The 18,294-nt window shown below is 63.8% G+C and carries 19 protein-coding genes; 4 read left to right on the top strand and 15 right to left on the bottom strand.

Annotation, left to right across the window (positions count from 1 at the left end):
• Nucleotides 1-5: 5 nt before the first annotated feature.
• The 8 genes from tsaE to MKI86_RS10275 form a co-directional block, all read right to left on the bottom strand.
• Nucleotides 6-1,502 carry a tRNA (adenosine(37)-N6)-threonylcarbamoyltransferase complex ATPase subunit type 1 TsaE gene (tsaE, locus tag MKI86_RS10310; RefSeq protein WP_241600819.1) on the bottom strand — a complete coding sequence of 499 codons (1,497 nt, stop codon included), beginning with the start codon at nt 1,500-1,502 and terminating at the stop codon, nt 6-8.
• Between the two features lies 1 nt (nt 1,503).
• Nucleotides 1,504-4,050: an ATP-binding protein gene (locus tag MKI86_RS10305; protein WP_370879944.1), complete on the bottom strand. Its 2,547-nt coding sequence runs from the start codon at nt 4,048-4,050 to the stop codon at nt 1,504-1,506.
• A 203-nt stretch (nt 4,051-4,253) separates the two neighbouring features.
• Nucleotides 4,254-5,654 carry an adenosylhomocysteinase gene (gene ahcY, locus MKI86_RS10300; protein WP_241600817.1) on the bottom strand — a complete coding sequence of 467 codons (1,401 nt, stop codon included), beginning with the start codon at nt 5,652-5,654 and terminating at the stop codon, nt 4,254-4,256.
• A gap of 109 nt (nt 5,655-5,763) precedes the next feature.
• Nucleotides 5,764-6,036, bottom strand: a complete 273-nt coding sequence (locus MKI86_RS10295; protein ID WP_241600814.1) for an HPr family phosphocarrier protein — start codon at nt 6,034-6,036, stop codon at nt 5,764-5,766.
• Nucleotides 6,037-6,051: 15 nt separating this feature from the next.
• Complete coding sequence (locus MKI86_RS10290; protein ID WP_241600812.1) at nt 6,052-6,453, bottom strand: PTS sugar transporter subunit IIA; 402 nt, start codon at nt 6,451-6,453, stop codon at nt 6,052-6,054.
• 150 nt (nt 6,454-6,603) lie between these two features.
• A complete protein-coding gene (locus tag MKI86_RS10285) occupies nt 6,604-7,071 on the bottom strand; it encodes an HPr kinase/phosphorylase (protein WP_241600810.1) in 468 nt (155 codons plus the stop codon).
• Complete coding sequence (locus MKI86_RS10280) at nt 7,068-8,813, bottom strand: sensor histidine kinase (RefSeq protein WP_241601195.1); 1,746 nt, start codon at nt 8,811-8,813, stop codon at nt 7,068-7,070. The genes MKI86_RS10285 and MKI86_RS10280 overlap by 4 nt, the downstream gene beginning before the upstream one ends.
• 132 nt (nt 8,814-8,945) lie before the next feature.
• On the bottom strand, nt 8,946-9,677 hold the full coding sequence (locus MKI86_RS10275) for a response regulator transcription factor (protein WP_241600808.1): 732 nt from the start codon (nt 9,675-9,677) through the stop codon (nt 8,946-8,948).
• A gap of 314 nt (nt 9,678-9,991) precedes the next feature.
• Here MKI86_RS10275 and MKI86_RS10270 point away from each other — a divergent pair, with 314 nt between their 5' ends.
• The 4 genes from MKI86_RS10270 to MKI86_RS10255 all read left to right on the top strand — a co-directional run bounded on the left by MKI86_RS10270 (nt 9,992) and on the right by MKI86_RS10255 (nt 13,334).
• Nucleotides 9,992-11,602 (top strand): phosphoenolpyruvate carboxykinase, encoded by a 1,611-nt coding sequence (locus tag MKI86_RS10270; protein WP_241600807.1) that lies wholly within the window; start codon nt 9,992-9,994, stop codon nt 11,600-11,602.
• Between the two features lie 117 nt (nt 11,603-11,719).
• Nucleotides 11,720-12,154, top strand: a complete 435-nt coding sequence (gene arfB / locus MKI86_RS10265; protein WP_241600798.1) for an alternative ribosome rescue aminoacyl-tRNA hydrolase ArfB — start codon at nt 11,720-11,722, stop codon at nt 12,152-12,154.
• 96 nt (nt 12,155-12,250) lie between these two features.
• Nucleotides 12,251-12,709 carry a peptidoglycan-binding protein LysM gene (gene lysM, locus MKI86_RS10260; RefSeq protein WP_241600796.1) on the top strand — a complete coding sequence of 153 codons (459 nt, stop codon included), beginning with the start codon at nt 12,251-12,253 and terminating at the stop codon, nt 12,707-12,709.
• 1 nt (nt 12,710) lies between these two features.
• Nucleotides 12,711-13,334, top strand: coding sequence for an alpha-ketoglutarate-dependent dioxygenase AlkB family protein (locus MKI86_RS10255; RefSeq protein ID WP_241600794.1), 624 nt, complete (start codon nt 12,711-12,713; stop codon nt 13,332-13,334).
• A gap of 19 nt (nt 13,335-13,353) precedes the next feature.
• On the opposite strand, the gene coaA is transcribed toward MKI86_RS10255, so the two are convergent.
• From coaA to hisB, 7 genes are all read right to left on the bottom strand, one after another.
• Entirely contained in the window at nt 13,354-14,349 is a 996-nt protein-coding gene (gene coaA / locus MKI86_RS10250) for a type I pantothenate kinase (protein WP_241600792.1), read from the bottom strand.
• Nucleotides 14,349-14,669, bottom strand: coding sequence for a phosphoribosyl-ATP diphosphatase (locus tag MKI86_RS10245; RefSeq protein ID WP_241600790.1), 321 nt, complete (start codon nt 14,667-14,669; stop codon nt 14,349-14,351). The genes coaA and MKI86_RS10245 overlap by 1 nt, the downstream gene beginning before the upstream one ends.
• 10 nt (nt 14,670-14,679) lie before the next feature.
• On the bottom strand, nt 14,680-15,456 hold the full coding sequence (gene hisF / locus MKI86_RS10240; protein WP_241600788.1) for an imidazole glycerol phosphate synthase subunit HisF: 777 nt from the start codon (nt 15,454-15,456) through the stop codon (nt 14,680-14,682).
• A gap of 106 nt (nt 15,457-15,562) precedes the next feature.
• Nucleotides 15,563-16,306 carry a 1-(5-phosphoribosyl)-5-[(5-phosphoribosylamino)methylideneamino]imidazole-4-carboxamide isomerase gene (gene hisA, locus MKI86_RS10235; protein ID WP_241600765.1) on the bottom strand — a complete coding sequence of 248 codons (744 nt, stop codon included), beginning with the start codon at nt 16,304-16,306 and terminating at the stop codon, nt 15,563-15,565.
• 13 nt (nt 16,307-16,319) lie between these two features.
• Entirely contained in the window at nt 16,320-16,961 is a 642-nt protein-coding gene (hisH, locus tag MKI86_RS10230; RefSeq protein WP_241600763.1) for an imidazole glycerol phosphate synthase subunit HisH, read from the bottom strand.
• Between the two features lies 1 nt (nt 16,962).
• On the bottom strand, nt 16,963-17,433 hold the full coding sequence (locus tag MKI86_RS10225; protein ID WP_241600753.1) for a DUF2628 domain-containing protein: 471 nt from the start codon (nt 17,431-17,433) through the stop codon (nt 16,963-16,965).
• A 72-nt stretch (nt 17,434-17,505) separates the two neighbouring features.
• The gene (hisB, locus tag MKI86_RS10220) at nt 17,506-18,099 is read right to left on the bottom strand and encodes an imidazoleglycerol-phosphate dehydratase HisB (RefSeq protein ID WP_241600751.1); all 594 of its coding nucleotides are present in this window, start codon (nt 18,097-18,099) and stop codon (nt 17,506-17,508) included.
• Nucleotides 18,100-18,294: the final 195 nt, after the last annotated feature.

The raw sequence follows: 18,294 nt of genomic DNA, 5'->3' as shown, positions 1-18,294 counted from the left end.
CGCGATTATGATTCGGTCGCGAGGATTCCAGCCTTTTCGCACCAGTCGCGCAAGGGGGCGAGGTCGGGATGGGAAAGCGCCCGCGTGAGATTGCGGAAGGTGCGCGGCATGTGGCGCATATAGGCCGGCTTGCCGTCGCGCTGCATGAGGCGCACCCACAGGCCGATGAGCTTGCAGTTGCGCTGCGCGGCCATGACATGCCAGTCGCGCAGGAAGCGTGTCCGGTCGAAGCCGCCTTGTGCCGCGCGCTGCGAAAGGTAATGGTCGAGCACGCCTTGCGCGACGTCGTCCGGCATGTCGACGCGCGCATCCTGCACCAGCGAGGCGACGTCGTAGGCCGAAGGACCGATCATCGCGTCCTGGAAGTCGATGATGCCGACCCGGTCCGTACCGAGGGCATCCGGCCGCCAGATGATGTTGGGCGAATGGAAGTCGCGCAGCAGCAGATTGTGTTCCCCGGCGCCAAGGCTTTCGATCAGCGCGTCCCAGATGGCGACATAGTCGCGGCGTTCGGCGTTGCTTGCCGGCGTGCCACGCTTGAAGGGCAGATACCAGTCGGTAAGCAGGCTCACCTCGATCTGCATGGCGTCCCGGTCGAAATCCGGCACGCGGTGCACGATGCCGTCGGTTACCGGCAGGTCGCGCGCGAAACCCTGACCGTGCAGATGTGCAAGGCAGGCAGCGCTTTCGCGGTAGCGCTCGGCTATCGGCGCACCCGCGGCATCGAGCACACCCTCGCTGCCGAGGTCCTCGATCAGCAGGATGCCCTGCGCGATATCCATGGCATGGATTTCCGGCGCACGCAGGCCGCGGGAAACGAGATAGCGGCCGACCGCGATGAACGGTTTCACGTCCTCGGCGATATGGGCGATCTGTTGGTAGTACTTGCCCTGCGCGAGGATCGGCCCGGGCATATGGGCCGGCGAATCCATCAGCACGAAGCGGGTCTCGCCGGTATGGATATGTTCATAGGCGCGAATGGAGGCGTCACCCGTCAGGTGGCGGCGCGTCGCGTTGCCGTAGCCGGCTTCGTCAAGAAAGGCGCGGATCGCGAGCGACCGGCGGATGCGGGCCAGCGCCGGTGCCGGGCCGTCGATGAAGACGCGCCGGCCATCGCCTTCATGCAGGAAGGTCAGGCTTATGCCGTCCGCCGGCAGCGCGCCGTCGGCCTTTTCCGGCCATTCCACCAGGCAGATGCCGTCCGATAGCGCCTCGTCGAAACCCAGTTCGTCGATCTCCGCGGCATCGGCGATGCGGTAGAGGTCGAAATGCGCGACGGGGATGCGCAGGTCATAGGTCTGGACGAGCGTGAAGGTCGGGCTCGGCACCTCGAGAAAGGCGTCATCGGCGATGGCGCGGATCAGCGCGCGGGAGAAGGTGGATTTTCCGGCACCCAGATCGCCTGATAGTGCGACATAGTCGCCGCGCTTCAGCGCGAGCGCCATGTCCTCGCCGAAGCGGATGGTGGCGGCTTCATCGGCGAGGACGACGTCGAGCGCCATGCTATTCCGCCGCAGCGAACGAGGTCATCGTCGCGGAAGGAATACGCACGGTGACCTTCGTGCCGCGGCCTTCCTGGCTGTCGATGGTGACGGTGCCATGGTGCAGGCTGACGAAGCTTTCGACGATGGATAGGCCAAGGCCTGGACCTCCTTGGCGGCCATGGCTTTCGAAGCGGTTGAACACCGTGGTCAGCACGTCCTGCGGAATGCCGGGGCCGCGGTCGGTCACGGTCAGCACGAGGTCGGCGCCCTCGCGCCAGCAGCGCAGGCCGATGGCGCTGCCTTCCGGCGCGAAATTGGCGGCATTGCTGAGGAGCTTGATAAGGATCTGCTTGAGGCGCTGCTGGTCGGCGACGATGGTGCCGAGACTGTCGGGCGCGGTGATCTCGAGCGTCACCTGCGCCTCGTGCAGCCGGTCGGCGAACTGCATGGACACGTCGTCGAGCAGGTCCGTCAGATTGATCTCGGTATAGTCGAGCTCCATGATGCCGGCATCGACGGTCGCAAGGTCGAGAATGTCGTTGACGATGGTCAGCAGCACCGCCGAGGAGGTGGCGATATGGTCGACATATTCGGCCTGCCGGTCGTTCAGCTCGCCCATGGTCGGCGTCTTCAGGAGGTCGGCGAAACCGATGATGTTGGTCAACGGCGAGCGCAGCTCGTAGGAAACGTGCTGCACGAAATCGTTCTTCAGCGCGTCCGCCTTGCGCAGCGCCTCGTTCTTTTCCGTGAGCGCCCGGCTCACCCGCACGCTGTCGGTGATGTTGACGAAGGTCAGCATCGTCTGGGCGTTGGAAAGCGGGATGACGGCGTAATCGAGCACGAGGCCCGTGCGCAGCTCCAGCATGCCCTGCGAGGAGGGCCGTTCGTCGTCGAAGCTGGTGATCATCTGGCCGAAGCGCTTCCAGCCGTCCGGCTTGTCGTAGGATGGCGCGCAAGCCTGCTCGATGGCGCGGATATGCGTGCCGGACTTCGCCTCGGCCTCGCTGATGCCCCAGATGGCGCGGAAGGCCGGGTTGGACAGGCGGATGCGCCCGTCGGGGCTGAACACCGCGACACCCTCGGCCAAGTGGTCGATGGTCTCGTCCTGAACCAGCATCAGCGTGTTGTAGCGCGTTTCGAGATCGACCTTCTCGGTCAGGTTCTCGAAGACCCAGGTGGCGCCGCCCTGCGGGCGGGCGGTCGCGAAGACGCGCAGCGTCTGGCCGTTCGGCAGATGCCAGAGGTCGCTCTGGGTGTCGATGGCGCGGTAGACGGAAAGTGCTGTGTCCTTCCACTGCTTCCAGTTCAGCTGTTCGGGCAGCTTGCCGGCGGCGCGCAGCCGGTCGAGCAGTTCGCCGTTGCCGGGCTTGCTCTCCAGGAACGCCGTGTCGAACTCCCACATGCGCTGGAAGGCCTGGTTGTAGAATTGCAGGCGCTGCTCGCCGTCGAAAGTGGCGACTGGCGTGGCGAGGTGATCTAGCGTCTCGGCATGGCTTTTCAGCGTGCGCGTCAGTTCCTCACGCACCGCTTCGACATCCGAAACGTCGATCGCGATGCCGGCCGAGCCATTGGGCGTGCGGGCATCCACCACGTCGAAGAAGCTGCGATTGCCGCGAACGACGGTCGAGACCTTGTCGCGGAATGGGGTGTCATAGGTGCTGGTCGCGCGGATCTTTTCGCGTGCCACGGTCGGCAGAAGCTCGCGCGCCTCGCGCACGGCAGCGGCGGCATCCTTCGCCTCGACGGCCTCGGCATAGGCCTCGTTCACCCAGGCGAGCGAGCCGTCGGGCGCGCGTTGCCAGACGGGAAGGTCGATCTGGTCGATGAGGCATTGCAGCGTGCTCAGCGCGGCGACGAGCCGTTCGCGTTCCAGCTTCAGCTCGGCGGCTTCCGCTCGCAGGTTGTTGAGCGCCACGAAGCGCACGAAGGCCTGGCCGCCGGAAACGCGACCCTGCGCCTCCAGCACCTGCTCGCGGCTCGTTTCGAGTATGAGATCGAAGCTCTGCGCCTGCGTGCGCAGCCGTTCGACGGCGCGCTCGATCTCGGCGGCGGAGGTCGGTTTCAGCCAGCGGCCGAAGGCGAGGAAATCGCGGTCGGCGACCGGCGCGCCGGTTTCCGGCGCGAGCTGGCCGAGGAATTCTGGCTTGCCCGACATGCCGTCCCACATGACGATGCGGCGGTCCTTGTCGCCGATCAGCGCCTGCAGGCGCGATACGTTGTGGCGGGCGTCGGAGAGGTGGGCGCGCAGCTCGCGGTTTTCGGCTTCCATGCGGCCGCGCTGGCGGATCATCCAGATGGCGGAGACCATGGCCGCCGACATCACGCCGAGCAGCATCGATACGGTGACGATTTCCGTGGTGGCGAGATAGGGGCCGGCGGCATGGGCCGGTCCGGCGAACATCGTGAGGGCCGATCCAGCCGCCAGCACGGATGCCAGGCGGCGCGCCACGGGGCGCATGAACCGTCCGTTAACCATAAATCCATTTTGCGGTGCAACCGAATGCGCCATGTCCCGCTCCGGCATGGCAAAAGCCTGCCCGGAACGGCCTCGTTTCAGTTCCGACATCATCCCCGGTATGTCTCCGTCCGTTTGCCGCCTGATCGACAAGACATCCCAATCCGGCGCGAAGGGTCCGCATCTGCACGCCGAATCAACGCGTTAACGATACTTGTTTACCGAATCGTCGGGAAGGGATGGGCCCAAAAAAGAGGCGGCGCGCCTGTGTCAAGCGCGCCGCCTCTAGATGTTGTGGATAATCCGGGTAAGGATCAGTACCTGTAGTGTTCGGCCTTGAACGGACCCTGCACGGTCACGCCGATATAGCCGGCCTGTTCGTTGGAAAGTTCCGTCAGCTTCGCGCCGAGCTTGGCGAGGTGCAGGCGTGCGACCTTCTCGTCGAGCTGCTTGGGCAGAACATAGACTTCGTTCTTGTAGGCGTCGCCCTTGGTGAAGAGCTCGATCTGCGCCAGCACCTGGTTGGAGAACGAGGCAGACATCACGAAGGACGGGTGACCGGTGGCGTTGCCGAGGTTGAGCAGACGACCCTCCGAGAGCAGGATCATGCGGTTACCCTTGGGGAACTCGATCATGTCGACCTGCGGCTTGATGTTGGTCCACTTGAAGTTCTTGAGCGCAGCGACCTGGATCTCGTTATCGAAGTGGCCGATATTGCCGACGATCGCCATGTCCTTCATCTCGCGCATATGCTCCACGCGGATGACGTCCTTGTTGCCGGTCGTGGTGATGAAGATGTCGGCGGAGGAAACGACGTCCTCGAGCTGCACGACTTCAAAACCGTCCATGGCGGCCTGCAGGGCGCAGATCGGGTCGATTTCCGTGACCTTGACGCGGGCACCGGCACCGCGCAGCGAAGCGGAAGAGCCCTTGCCGACGTCGCCGTAGCCGCAGACCACGGCGACCTTGCCGGCCATCATGACGTCGGTGCCGCGGCGGATGCCGTCGACCAGCGATTCCTTGCAGCCGTACTTGTTGTCGAACTTCGACTTGGTGACCGAGTCGTTCACGTTGATCGCCGGGAAGGGCAGGAGCCCCTTCTGCTGCAGCTGGTAGAGACGGTTGACGCCGGTCGTGGTCTCTTCGGTCACGCCCTTGATGGCATCGCGCTGCTTGGTGAACCAGCCCGGGGAAAGAGCAAGACGCTTCTTGATCTGGGCGAAGAGAATCTCTTCTTCTTCCGAGCCCGGATTGGACAGTACGTTCTCGCCGGCTTCGGCGCGTGCGCCGAGCAGGATGTACATGGTGGCGTCGCCGCCGTCGTCCAGGATCATGTTGGAGAGACCGCCATCGGTCCACTGGAAGATCTTGTCGGTGTATTCCCAGTATTCCGTCAGCGACTCGCCCTTCACGGCGTAGACCGGGATGCCGGCGGCCGCGATGGCTGCGGCGGCGTGGTCCTGCGTGGAGAAGATGTTGCACGAGGCCCAGCGAACGTCCGCACCCAGCGCCACCAGCGTCTCGATGAGCACGGCGGTCTGGATGGTCATGTGCAGCGAGCCGGTGATGCGCGCGCCCTTGAGCGGCTTGGAAGCGCCGAACTCTTCGCGGCAGGCCATCAGGCCCGGCATTTCCGTCTCGGCGATCTCGATTTCCTTGCGGCCGAAATCGGCAAGCGCGATGTCGGCGACGTGGTAGTCATGCGTTGTGGTCATGAAATACTCCAGCCTTCTGGCTCTGGTTGATGCCGCTTCCTATCAGGAAACGGCGGCTGGAGCAACCAAGACATAAAGAAGTCTTTATGTCCTTATGTCTGACGGAGGATTACATCTCCTCGCCGAACCTGTCGGCGATCAGCGCGTCGAGCGCGGCGAGAACCTCCTGGGCCTGCGCGCCCGTGGCGGTGACATGCACGCTGCATCCGGGGCTGGCGGCCAGCATCATCAGGCCCATGATGGAGGTGCCGCCGACGGTCATGCCGTCCTTGGAGACGGTAACATCCGCGTCGTAGCCCTCGACCGTCTGGACGAATTTTGCCGAAGCGCGGGCGTGCAGGCCGCGCTTGTTGATGATGAGAAGCTCTTTCGAGGCGGTCATGGAGGGCGGGAGACCTTACTTGCCGCTGAGAACGCGGCTGGCGACGTTGATATATTTCCGGCCGGCTTCCGATGCGTCGATCAGCGCCTTTTCCATATTGTTTTCGCCGCGGATGCCGGCGAGCTTGATCAGCATCGGCAGGTTGACGCCGGCAATCACCTCGATGCCTTCGCCGTTCATCACGGAGATGGCGAGGTTGGACGGCGTGCCGCCGAACATGTCGGTGAGGATGATGACGCCGTTGCCCTGATCTGCCTCCTGGACCGCCTGCAGGATATCCTGGCGACGCTGGTCCATGTCATCATCGGGGCCGATACAGACGGTCTCGATCGCCTTCTGCGGACCGACAACGTGTTCAAGGGCGTGCCGGAATTCCTCCGCCAGCTTGCCATGGGTGACAAGCACCAGTCCGATCATCAGCAGTCGCTCCCGTTTCCCAATTCGAACGGACGGCGGAATATCGCAATGCAACAATTCCGTCCACCATTGGGGTGGCCATCATGTCAATGAAAAGTCCGAAGGCAAGCCTAAAATGGCCATTTTTCCCTTTTGGCGCGGCTTTCGCGATCAAGTCCCGGTAATTTCCGGGTGAATTGCGGCGAGCAGTGAAAAAGCGGTGCAACCGCCGGCAAGCGGCAACCGTGTCAGCGGCAGGAGGTGGCCGGGTAGGACCTCCACGGTTTCGCCCTCCGGCGCCAGCCGTTCGGCGAATGGCGGTGCGATCGGCCGGATGGCGCGATGCAGCACCGCGGCCTCGATGGTCTCGACGGAGACGATGCCCGCACCGCGCAGCTCGGCGAGACCGGCGATGGAAGCGGGCGCCCGGGCGACGACCCGGCCGCCTTCGATGCTGACCATGACCTGGTCGTCGCTGACGAGCGCGGAAAACAACCCGCGCGACCGCGCCTCCGTCATGCAATGCAGCGCAACCATGCTCTTGCCGGCGCCGGAGGGGCCGGTGAAGAGAAGCCCGGTCGTGCCGATCACGATGGCCGTTCCATGCACATTGACCGGGACGGGGGCAGGGGCCGTCATTTCTGCTTGTCGGCGGGCAGCGAGAGGGTGAAGCGCGCGCCGGCAATCTCGCCCGTCGCCTTGTCGATGATGTTGTCGGCCTTCAGCGTGCCGCCGTGCGCCTCGGCGATCTGCCGCGAGATAGACAGGCCAAGGCCGGAATTCTGGCCGAAGGCCTCGCCGGCCGGCCGGTCGGTATAGAAGCGCTCGAAGATGCGGTCGATATTCTCGGCCTGGATACCGGGGCCGTTGTCCTCGATCTGCACGAGGCAGCGGTCGCCGCGCCCGCGCGACAGACGCACCACGATGCGTCCGCCCGGATCGGGCACGAAGGATCGGGCGTTTTCGATGAGATTGGTGACGATCTGGCCGATGCGCAGCTCGTAGCCGGAGACCTCGAACCGGGCCTTCGGATTGTCCTTGCGGTCGACGACGAAATCGAGCGTCACGGGCTTCTTGCGCGTATTGATCTGGCGCGAGACGTCGATGAGGTCGCCGAGCAGCTTTTCGAGATCCACCGTACGGGCATCGCTGCGTGCAAGCTCGGCGTCGAGGCGCGAGGCGTCGGAAATGTCGCTGATCAGGCGGTCGAGGCGGCGCACGTCGTGCTGGATGACATCCAGCAACCGCTTTTTCGATTCGTCCGTGCGCGCGAGCGGCAGGGTCTCGACGGCGCTGCGAAGCGAGGTCAGCGGGTTCTTCAGTTCATGGCTCACATCGGCCGCGAAGCTTTCGATCGCGTCGATGCGGTCATAGAGCGCCGTGGTCATCTGTCTGAGCGCGATGGAAAGATTGCCGATCTCGTCCTGACGGACGGAGAAATCGGGAATTTCCTCGCGCTCCTTCGCGCCGCCACGCCGCACGCGGATCGCCGCGGCGGAAAGGCGGCGCAGCGGATTGGCGATGGTGCTGGACAGCAGCAGCGACAGTGCGATGTTGACGAGGCCTGCCACGCCCGCGACGCGCATGATGGCGAGACGCTCGGCATGCACGATCTTGTCGATGTCGCCGGCCTGCGTCGACAGAAGCAGCACGCCCAGCACCGCGCGGAAGCGCTGCACCGGCACCGCGACCGAGACGATGACCTCGCCCTTGTCGTTGACGCGTTCCACGGCGCCGCGCACGCCCGTCAGCGCATTCATCACTTCGGGATAGATCGAGCCGTCGCCGCCCGGCGCTTCCTTGTAGAGCGGCAGCCTGCTCGGCTGCAGCATCCGGTTGAACCAGATGTTCATGCGCTCGAAAATGCCGGCGTTTTCCTGCTCGACGGGCGGCAGGTCGAAGCGCAGCACCTGGCCCTGTGTGTAGAGATGGCGCGAATCGAGCAGCAGGTTGGCGTCGGTATCGTAGATGCGGGCGCGGGTGCGCGTCGGCGAAATGAGCCGCCGGAGCACGGGCGCCACGCGTTCGGGATTTATCGGGAATTCCAGGTCCTCGTCGTTTGGCAGCGGCGTGATGCTCTGGCCGGCCTGCAGTTCGAGCAGTTTTTCCGGGTCGATGGTGATCGAGTTGGTGTCGACGGAGGCGGAGGCGGAAATCGCGCCGGCGATGATCTCGCCCTGCGTCAGCAGGCTTTCGACGCGCGCGTCGATCAGCCCCTCGCGGAACTGGTTGAGATAGAGGATGCCCGCCACGAGCACGACAAGCGCGACGAGATTGAAGAACAGGATGCGGCGTGTGAGGCTGGAAAAGACGGCATTGCCGAAGATGCGGCGCGCCAGCGTGAAAGGATGGGTCCAGCGGCGGCGCAGCGAACGCGGCATTGGCCGGCCTTCGGCATCCTCACCAGTCCTCTCCTGCACCTCCTGCAACACGCGCATCCATCCTTTCGAGCCATTTCGCAGCCGACCGCGGCATGCCATTGCCGCCGCGGTTCATGCAAGCGAAATCGCGCCTTACGCTGCCTCGCGGAAGCGGTAGCCGACGCCGTACAGCGTCTCGATCATGTCGAAGTCGGTGTCGACCATCTTGAACTTCTTGCGAAGTCGCTTGATGTGGCTGTCGATGGTGCGGTCGTCGACATAGACCTGCTCGTCATAGGCGGCGTCCATCAGCGAATCGCGGCTCTTCACCACGCCGGGGCGCTGGGCAAGCGAATGCAGGATGAGGAATTCCGTGACGGTCAGCGTCACCGGCTCGCCCTTCCAGGTGCAGGTGTGGCGCTCCTGGTCCATGACCAGCTGGCCGCGCTCCAGAGAACGGGCGGCGATCTCGCCAGCCTTGGCGGCATTGCCGGCTGCGCCGGCCGATGCGGCGGCCTCGCGGTTGGAGGAGCGGCGCAGGATCGCCTTGACGCGCTCGACCAGCAGGCGCTGGGAGAACGGCTTGGTAATGAAGTCGTCCGCGCCCATCTTGAGACCGAACAGCTCGTCGATCTCCTCATCCTTGGAGGTGAGGAAGATCACCGGGATGTCGGATTTCTGGCGCAGCCGGCGCAGAAGCTCCATGCCGTCCATGCGGGGCATCTTGATGTCGAAGATTGCAAGCTGCGGCGGGCGGGCGAGAAGGCCGTCGAGCGCGGAGGCGCCGTCCGTATAGGTCTCAACCTTGTATCCTTCCGCTTCAAGCGCGATCGACACGGATGTCAGAATATTCCGGTCGTCATCGACGAGTGCGATCGTTTGCATCTTGCTGGTCTCCATAGTCATGAGCGCCTTTCCCGACCTCGGATCGAGTTCCTGTCCTGGTAAGTGATGCGCCTCTGTGAGGATAAAGGTGGAACAAATTGTGGCAAAGATAAAGGGTGACGTTCGGCGGCGGCTTTTCGAATCATTTTTAAATCGATTATTCAAACGATTAAAAAAGTAGTACAAAGATTTAAATCGATTAATTGTTTGATATCATTGCCTAATTTCGATTCACTGCTTGCCTTTGTGACAGTCGCATATTAGGTTCCGCCCAGATTGACCTTGCGTCTTCGTCCACGGAGGAAAGCTGGACCATGCAGGAACTTGGCGTTCGCAACCCCGCGCTGGGGCTTACCGCGATGGGTATCCATACAAACGGCACGGTCCGGTACAACTTTGCAGCCGAAGCGCTTTATGAGGAAGCGCTTGGCCGTGGCGAGGCGGTCAAGACCGCCCACGGCGCGTTGCGCGCGCTGACCGGCCAGCACACCGGCCGTTCGCCCAAGGACAAGTTCGTCGTGCGCGACGAAAACACCGAAGGCGCCATCTGGTGGGATAACAACAAGGCCGTGTCGCGTGAGCATTTCGATGCGCTTCACGCCGACATGCTGGCCCATGCGAGCGGTCGCGATCTCTTCGTGCAGGATCTGATCGGCGGTGCCGATGCCGATTACGCGCTGCCGACCCGCGTTGTGACGGAATTGGCCTGGCATTCGCTGTTTATCCGTAACCTGCTCATCCGTCCGGAAGAGAAGGATCTGTCGGGTTTCGCGCCGAAGCTGACCATCATCGACCTGCCGACCTTCAAGGCAGACCCGGCCCGCCACGGCGCGCGCACGGAAACCATGATCGCCTGCGACCTGACGCGCGGCATCGTTCTGATCGCGGGCACCTATTATGCCGGCGAAATGAAGAAGTCGGTCTTCACGGTGCTCAACTGGCTGCTGCCGTCGGAAAAAGTCATGCCGATGCATTGCTCGGCCAATGTCGGCCCCGATGGCGACGCTGCCGTCTTCTTCGGCCTGTCGGGCACCGGCAAGACCACGCTTTCCGCCGACCCGAATCGCACGCTGGTCGGCGATGATGAGCACGGCTGGGGCGAGAACGGCATCTTCAACTTCGAAGGTGGCTGCTACGCCAAGACCATCCGCCTGTCGGCAGAAGCCGAGCCGGAGATTCATGCGACGACGCAGCGTTTCGGCACCGTTCTGGAAAACGTCGTGCTCGATGCCAACGGCGTGCCTGACTTCAACGACGGTTCGCTGACGGAAAACACGCGCTGCGCCTACCCGCTGCATTTCATCCCGAATGCCAGCGATACCGGCCGTGCGCCGCATCCGAAGACGATCATCATGCTGACGGCCGATGCCTTCGGCGTGATGCCGCCGATCGCCCGTCTGACGCCCGATCAGGCCATGTACCACTTCCTGTCCGGCTACACCGCCAAGGTTGCCGGCACGGAGCGTGGCGTGACCGAGCCGGAAGCCACCTTCTCGACCTGCTTCGGTGCGCCCTTCATGCCGCGTCATCCCACGGTCTACGGCAACCTGCTCAAGGAACTGATCGCCGAGCACGGTGTCGATTGCTGGCTGGTCAATACCGGCTGGACCGGCGGTGCCTATGGCGAAGGCCGTCGCATGCCGATCAAGGCGACCCGCACGCTGCTCGCCGCTGCCCTCGACGGCTCGCTGAAGGATGCCCTCTTCCGCCGCGACGACAATTTCGGCTTCCAGGTGCCCGTGTCGGTGCCCGGCGTCGACACCAAGATCCTTGATCCGCGCTCGACCTGGTCGAACGGCCCCGCCTACGACAAGCAGGCCCAGAAGCTGGTCGACATGTTCGTGGCGAACTTCGAGAAATTCGAGGATCAGGTCGATGGCAGCGTGCGCGATGCCGCTCCAGGCCTGAAGGTCGCCGCCGAATAGGTCTGCGACAATCGATGATTCACGTGAAACCCGGCCCGCAAGGCCGGGTTTTTCGTTGCCGCAAATGGCTTTCCGTTTCCCGGTCCCGCCGTTACAACAGCGTGGAAAGGAACTCTTATGGCCAGCGAACCCCTCTATATCAGCAATACGATCACCATTGCGGGCTGGGAACTGACCGAGCAGTTCGTGCTGGCTGGCGGCCCGGGCGGGCAGAATGTCAACAAGGTCTCGACCGCCGTACAGCTGTTCTACGACCTGCGCAACTCGCCCGCGCTCAATGAACGGGTGAAGGCCAATGCGCTGAAGCTCGCCGGCCGCAGGGTGTCCAAGGACGGCGTTCTGATGATCGAGGCCAGCCGCTTTCGCAGCCAGGAGCGCAATCGTGAGGATGCGCGCGAACGGCTGAAGGAACTGATTCTCAAGGCCGCCGAACCGCCGCCGCCGCCGCGGCGCAAGACGAAGCCGACGAAAGGCTCGATCGAGCGCCGTCTCAAGGCAAAATCGGGCCGCTCCGACGTCAAGCGCATGCGCGCCCGGCCGGATGGCGAGTGATGGCCGCAACTTGGCCGTTTATCGGTTTGAAGAAAACAATTCCTTCCCTTTGCCGGAAGGGTCTGCTTAATTCGGCTGAAAACGGGAGGTAAGCACATGGGTCTTTTCAGCTTTATCAAGAACGCGGGCAAGAAGCTGGGCATCGGCGGTGACGACGATGCGCCGGACGCCGAAGCGGTCAAGAAGGAACTGGAATCGCACGGTCTTGGCACCGACGCGGTGCAGGTCGAGGTTGTCGACGACAAGGTCGTCCTCAAGGGCAGCGTCGCCGACCAGGCCGTGTTCGAGAAGGCTATCGTTGCCGTCGGCAACACGCTGGGCGTCTCCAAGGTCGATACGGAAGGCCTTGCCGTGGCCGCCGCGACCGCTAGGGAGCCGGTGTTCTACACGGTAAAGAAGGGCGACAACCTCTGGAAGATCGCCGAAGCCCAGTACGGCAAGGGCAAGGGCGCCAAGCACACCGTCATCTTCGATGCCAACCGGCCGATGCTGTCCCATCCGGACAAGATCTATCCCGGCCAGGTGCTGCGCATCCCGGACCTGTCGGAGACCTGATTTGACGGAGACGGGGCACGACCTCGCACCGGGGTTGCGCTATTTCCCTGATTATTTCGATCGCCCGGCGCAGGAAGCCCTCGTGGCCGCCATCCGGCAGGTCGTTGCCGATGCACCGCTTTACGTGCCGCGCATGCCGAAGACCGGCAAGGCGATGTCCGTCCGCATGACCAATTGCGGCGCGCTTGGCTGGGTGACGGACAAGGACAACGGCTACCGCTACCAGTCCACCCACCCGGAAACGGGCCGTCCCTGGCCGGCCATTCCGGAGACGCTTCTGGCCCTGTGGGATGCGGTTTCCGGCTTCGCAAAGCCGCCCGAGGCCTGCCTCGTCAATTTCTATGACCCGGAGGCGAAGATGGGCCTGCATCAGGATCGCGACGAGACGGATTTTGCCGCACCCGTCGTCTCCGTTTCGCTCGGCGACCAGTGCCTGTTTCGCATCGGCGGCACCTCCCGCAGCGATCCCACGCGCTCGTTCCGGCTATCGAGCGGCGACGTCTTCGCGTTCGGTGGCGAAAGCCGGCTGATCTTCCATGGTGTCGACCGGATCTATCCCGGCACGTCCACGCTCCTGAGAAATCCAGGGCGTATCAACTTGACGCTGCGTCGCGTTAATCCTTGAGAGCAATGCTTGAATCCGGCTAAAGTTTGCGCAGCGCAACCGTCTCGATGAGGTGGTTCTCGCCCTTCTGCAGGATGAGGTCGGCACGCGGGCGCGTCGGCAGGATGTTCTGGTGCAGGTTCTTCAGGTTGATGTTGTGCCAGAGCCCTTCGGCGATGGCGAGCGCATCCGCCTCGCTGATCCGCGCATAGCGGTGGAAGTAGGAATCCGGGTTCTGGAAGGCGGTGTCGCGCAGCCGCATGAAGCGCTCGACATACCAGCTGTGGATCAGGCTTTCCTCCGCATCGATATAGATCGAGAAGTCGAAGAAGTCGGAGACCATCGGCACGACCTTGCCATCGGCCGGCAGGTTGCGCGATTGCAGGACATTGATGCCCTCGAAGATCAGGATATCCGGCCGGTCGACGGCGCGGAAGGCGTTCGGAAGGACGTCGTAGGTGAGGTGCGAATACATCGGCGCCGGCACGTTCGGCTTGCCGGCCTTGATCGCCGACAGGAAGCGCAGGAGCGCGCCGGTATCGTAGCTCTCCGGAAAACCCTTGCGCTCCATCAGGTTTTCACGGCTCAGCACGGCGTTCGGATAGAGAAAGCCGTCCGTGGTCACGAGATCGACCTTCGGGCTCGACGGCCAGCGCGACAGCAGTTCCTTCAGGATACGCGCTGTGGTCGATTTGCCGACTGCGACCGAGCCGGCAATGCCGATGACGAACGGCGTCTTGGCCTCGTTCGACAGTGCCAGGAACCGCTTGCGCTGTTCGAACAGCATCTGCGAGGATTCGACATGGGCCGACAGGAGGCGCGACAGCGAGAGATAGATGCGCCGGACTTCATCGAGATCGATCGGGTCGTTCAGCGACCGCAGGCGCTGGACTTCGTCGGCCGTCAGCGTCAGCGGTGTATCGGCACGGAACCGTGCCCATTCCTCCACCGGGAAGAACCGATACGGCGAATAATTCCGGTTGCCGAAATCATCCGGAATATCCGGCTGGTCCTTGTCGCGCGCTGCCTGGATCATCAATTCTTCCGGCTGGCCTTTTCCGCTAGGCCGGACTGGCCTGTGCGCCTCTCCAGCTCCCCCAGCACATCTTGTAGCGCCACGCCGCCGATTTTCAAGACGACGAGCAGGTGATAGAGCAGATCGGCCGCCTCGCTGGTCAGCGCGGCCTTGTCGCCCTCGATCGCCGCAATCACGGTCTCGACCGCCTCTTCGCCAAGTTTTTTCGCCGCTTTCGGTTGCCCGGCTGCCACGAGCTTGGCGGTCCAGCTTTCCGATGGATCGGCCTTGGCACGGGCATCGACGATCTCGACGAGATCGGCAAGGGTGAAGCTGCTCATCGGGACCTCCTCAGTCTAGCCGCATGGCGATGCCATGCTCGGCCATGTAGCGCTTGGCTTCGCCGACCGTATAGGTGCCGAAGTGGAAGATGGATGCGGCGAGCACCGCCGTCGCATGGCCGTCGCGCACGCCCTCGACGAGATGATCCAGCGTGCCGACGCCGCCCGAAGCGATGACCGGAACGGAAACGCGGTCGGCGATGGTGCGGGTCAGCGCGATGTCATAGCCACCCTTTTGGCCGTCGCGGTCCATGGAGGTCAGCAGCAGCTCGCCCGCGCCGCGCTCCACCATCTTTTCCGCAAAGGCCACGGCGTCGATGCCGGTCGGCTGGCGGCCGCCATGGGTGAAGATCTCCCAGCGGTCTTCCTCGCCCTCGGCCGAGACCTTCTTCGAATCGATGGAGACGACGATGCACTGGTTGCCGAACTTGTCGGCGGCCTCGGCCACGAAATCCGGATTGGAGACGGCGGCCGAGTTGATCGAGACCTTGTCTGCGCCGGCCAGCAGAAGCTTGCGGATATCGGCGACCAAGCGCACGCCGCCGCCGACGGTGAGCGGCATGAAACAATGATCGGCCGTGCGGGCCACGACATCGAAGATCGTGTCGCGGTTGTCTGAGGAGGCCGTGATGTCGAGGAAGCACAGCTCGTCTGCGCCGGCGGCATCATAGACCTTGGCCGATTCGACGGGATCGCCGGCATCGACCAGATTGAGGAAGCTGACGCCCTTGACGACGCGGCCGTCCTTTACATCCAGGCAGGGAATAACGCGGGCCTTGAGGGTCAAAGGACGGCCTCCATCTTTTCGTTTTGCGTGTCCTCGCCGCTCAGCGGCTGCGGGCGTCGCGGGCTGTCCTTTACATCCAGGCAGGGAATAACGCGGGCCTTGAGGGTCATGCGGCTTCTCCCCGTGCTGCGCGGATCGTTGCCAGCGCTTCGGCCGGATCGATGCGGCCGTCATAGAGCGCGCGGCCGGAAATCGCGCCTTCCAGCTTGCGGGCGTCGGGGGCGACGAGGCGGCGGATGTCGTCCATCGAGGCAAGGCCGCCCGAGGCGATGACGGGGATGGAGACGGCGTCGGCCAGTTCCAGCGTGGAGGCCCAGTTGATGCCGGTCAGGATGCCGTCGCGATCGATGTCGGTATAGATGATCGCGGCAACGCCGGCGCCCTCGAACTTCCTGGCAAGCTCGATGACGCCGAGTTCGGAGGCTTCCGCCCAGCCCTCGACCGCCACCTTGCCGCCCTTGGCGTCGATGCCGACGGCGACCTTGCCCGGAAACGCCTTGCAAGCCGCGATGACGAGCGCGGGATCGCGCACGGCCACGGTGCCGAGGATGACGCGGGAGAGCCCGCGCGACAACCAGCTTTCGATATGGTCGAGCGTGCGGATGCCGCCGCCGAGCTGTACGGGGTTCTTCGTCGCCTTCAGGATGGCATCGACGGCCGCGCCGTTGACGCTCTCACCAGCAAAGGCGCCGTTGAGGTCGACCACGTGCAGCCATTCGAAGCCCTGGTCCTCGAAAGCTTTGGCCTGCGCGGCCGGGTCGGGATTGTAGACGGTGGCCTGTTCCATGTCGCCGAGTTTCAGGCGAACGCACTGGCCGTCTTTCAGGTCGATGGCGGGAAAGAGGATCATGGCGTTTTCCAGTTCAGGGCTTCCAGCGGAGGAAATTGGTGAGGAGGGCCAGGCCGAGCGCCTGGCTCTTTTCCGGGTGGAACTGCGCGCCGGCCTTGTTCCCGTTGGCGACGAAGGCGGTCATCGGGCCGCCGTAGTCGACGGTCGCGACCACGTCGTCAGGGTTTTCGGCAGCGAGGTGATAGGAGTGCACGAAGTAAGCGTGCAGCGTTTCCGGGATGCCTTCGAACAGTGGATGCGCGCGTTTGCGGTCCAGCGTGTTCCAGCCGATCTGCGGGATCTTGAGGTCGGGGTCGCGCGGCGTCATCAGCACCACATCGCCCTTGACCCAGCCGAGGCCTTGCGTTGTGGTCTTTTCCAGCCCACGCGACGACATGAGCTGCATGCCCACGCAGATGCCGAGGAAGGGGCGGGCCTTGGCCTCCACCGTCTCGCGCAGCGCTTCGACCATGCCGGGCACGGCATCGAGGCCGCGGCGGCAATCGGCATAGGCGCCAACGCCGGGCAGCACGATGCGGTCGGCGGACGCCACACGATCGGCCTTGTCGGTGAGGTCGATCTCGGCGTCGATGCCGGCCTCGCGGGCGGCGCGCTCGAAGGCCTTGGTGGCCGAGCGCAGGTTGCCCGAGCCGTAATCGATGATTGCTACGCGCATTCTAGCGTCCTTCCTTGAAACCGACGAGGCCGAGCATGGGAGCGTGCGGGCGCGTCGCGGTTCCGGAGGCCGGCAGGGACACGCCGTCGCGCGCCTCCGTCTCGCCGGCCGGGGTTTCCATGTCGTAGATTTCTTCCGTCGTCGCGCGGTCCTCGGCCGAGATCACCGCATCGATCGTCCAGCCTTTGCGCTCAAGGCCGGCGACGACCATCGAGGGGCCTTCAAGCGCGACGACGAGGCTAGTGGCAAGGCAGATGCCAAGCCCGGCGAGCCCGAAGACGGGGTGGTCCGAGATGGCCGAGCCGAGCGTCTGCACGGCGAAGGCAAGAGCTGCGGCAAGCCATGAGCGATGCCAGGCAAGCCAGAGGAACGGCAGGAAGAAGGCGACCCAGGAGAAACGGTCGCGCACGAACGTGGCCTTTTCATCGCCCCTGCGGGCACCCGGCGGTATCAGAACGAGGAATGTGGCCATGACGGCCTCCGGCTTTTGTTAGCTTCGCAATTCCGGACGCAAAACCGCTTCACACTTTTGCTGGAATTGCTTTCAGGCGAGCGAACCCTTCGTCGAGGGAACGCGGCCCGCCTGGCGGGGATCGATCTCGGTCGCGGTGCGCAGCACGCGCGCGACGGCCTTGAAGCACGTCTCCGAGATATGATGGTTGTTTGCGCCGTAGATGTTCTGGATATGCAGCGTGATGCCGGCATGCTGGGCAAGCGCATTGAAGAATTCGCGCACCAGCTCGGTGTCGAAGGTGCCGATCTTGGGCGCCGAGAAATCGACGTTCCAGACGAGGAATGGACGGCCGGAGACATCCACCGCGGCGCGCGTCATCGTCTCGTCCATGGCAAGGTCGAGCGAGGCGTAGCGGGTGATGCCGCGACGGTCGCCAAGCGCTTTCGCAATGGCCTGGCCGATGGCAATGCCGGTGTCCTCGACGGTGTGATGATCGTCGACATGCAGGTCGCCCTCGGTCTTGATCTCCATGTCGATGAGCGAATGGCGCGACAGCTGGTCGAGCATATGATCGAAGAAACCGACGCCCGTCGAAATGGTCGACGTGCCGGTGCCGTCGATATTGACGGTGACCGATACGGAGGTCTCGTTCGTCTTGCGCGAAACGCTGGCGGTGCGGCTCATTGCAGTCTCCGGTAAAGTATTGGCGCTCCTTAACAGGGCTCTTCATAAAACGCCAGTCTTTCGAGGGTTTCCGGCGCATGCGGCAACGATCCCGCGCGGAGGCCGCCGGGAGGGGAAAGGCATTCGGCAATCCGGAGAACCGCGCGAAAGCGTTGCCTCTGGAAAGGGGTTGTATGGTTGGCTTCGCCTTCGCGC

It is taken from the genome of Shinella sedimenti, assembly GCF_022601905.1.
In the GTDB taxonomy this organism is placed as follows: domain Bacteria; phylum Pseudomonadota; class Alphaproteobacteria; order Rhizobiales; family Rhizobiaceae; genus Shinella; species Shinella sedimenti.
This window is presented reverse-complemented; position numbering and strand designations above follow the sequence as displayed.

What these genes read in the sequence shown, in the direction of transcription:
- tsaE (WP_241600819.1), bottom strand. Translation starts at nt 1,502, where the DNA reads ATGGCGCTCGACGTCGTCCTCGCCGATGAAGCCGCCACCATCCGCTTC.
- MKI86_RS10305 (WP_370879944.1), bottom strand. Translation starts at nt 4,050, where the DNA reads ATGTCGGAACTGAAACGAGGCCGTTCCGGGCAGGCTTTTGCCATGCCG.
- ahcY (WP_241600817.1), bottom strand. Translation starts at nt 5,654, where the DNA reads ATGACCACAACGCATGACTACCACGTCGCCGACATCGCGCTTGCCGAT.
- MKI86_RS10295 (WP_241600814.1), bottom strand. Translation starts at nt 6,036, where the DNA reads ATGACCGCCTCGAAAGAGCTTCTCATCATCAACAAGCGCGGCCTGCAC.
- MKI86_RS10290 (WP_241600812.1), bottom strand. Translation starts at nt 6,453, where the DNA reads ATGATCGGACTGGTGCTTGTCACCCATGGCAAGCTGGCGGAGGAATTC.
- MKI86_RS10285 (WP_241600810.1), bottom strand. Translation starts at nt 7,071, where the DNA reads ATGACGGCCCCTGCCCCCGTCCCGGTCAATGTGCATGGAACGGCCATC.
- MKI86_RS10280 (WP_241601195.1), bottom strand. Translation starts at nt 8,813, where the DNA reads ATGCCGCGTTCGCTGCGCCGCCGCTGGACCCATCCTTTCACGCTGGCG.
- MKI86_RS10275 (WP_241600808.1), bottom strand. Translation starts at nt 9,677, where the DNA reads ATGCAAACGATCGCACTCGTCGATGACGACCGGAATATTCTGACATCC.
- MKI86_RS10270 (WP_241600807.1), top strand. Translation starts at nt 9,992, where the DNA reads ATGCAGGAACTTGGCGTTCGCAACCCCGCGCTGGGGCTTACCGCGATG.
- arfB (WP_241600798.1), top strand. Translation starts at nt 11,720, where the DNA reads ATGGCCAGCGAACCCCTCTATATCAGCAATACGATCACCATTGCGGGC.
- lysM (WP_241600796.1), top strand. Translation starts at nt 12,251, where the DNA reads ATGGGTCTTTTCAGCTTTATCAAGAACGCGGGCAAGAAGCTGGGCATC.
- coaA (WP_241600792.1), bottom strand. Translation starts at nt 14,349, where the DNA reads ATGATCCAGGCAGCGCGCGACAAGGACCAGCCGGATATTCCGGATGAT.
- MKI86_RS10245 (WP_241600790.1), bottom strand. Translation starts at nt 14,669, where the DNA reads ATGAGCAGCTTCACCCTTGCCGATCTCGTCGAGATCGTCGATGCCCGT.
- hisA (WP_241600765.1), bottom strand. Translation starts at nt 16,306, where the DNA reads ATGATCCTCTTTCCCGCCATCGACCTGAAAGACGGCCAGTGCGTTCGC.
- hisH (WP_241600763.1), bottom strand. Translation starts at nt 16,961, where the DNA reads ATGCGCGTAGCAATCATCGATTACGGCTCGGGCAACCTGCGCTCGGCC.
- MKI86_RS10225 (WP_241600753.1), bottom strand. Translation starts at nt 17,433, where the DNA reads ATGGCCACATTCCTCGTTCTGATACCGCCGGGTGCCCGCAGGGGCGAT.
- hisB (WP_241600751.1), bottom strand. Translation starts at nt 18,099, where the DNA reads ATGAGCCGCACCGCCAGCGTTTCGCGCAAGACGAACGAGACCTCCGTA.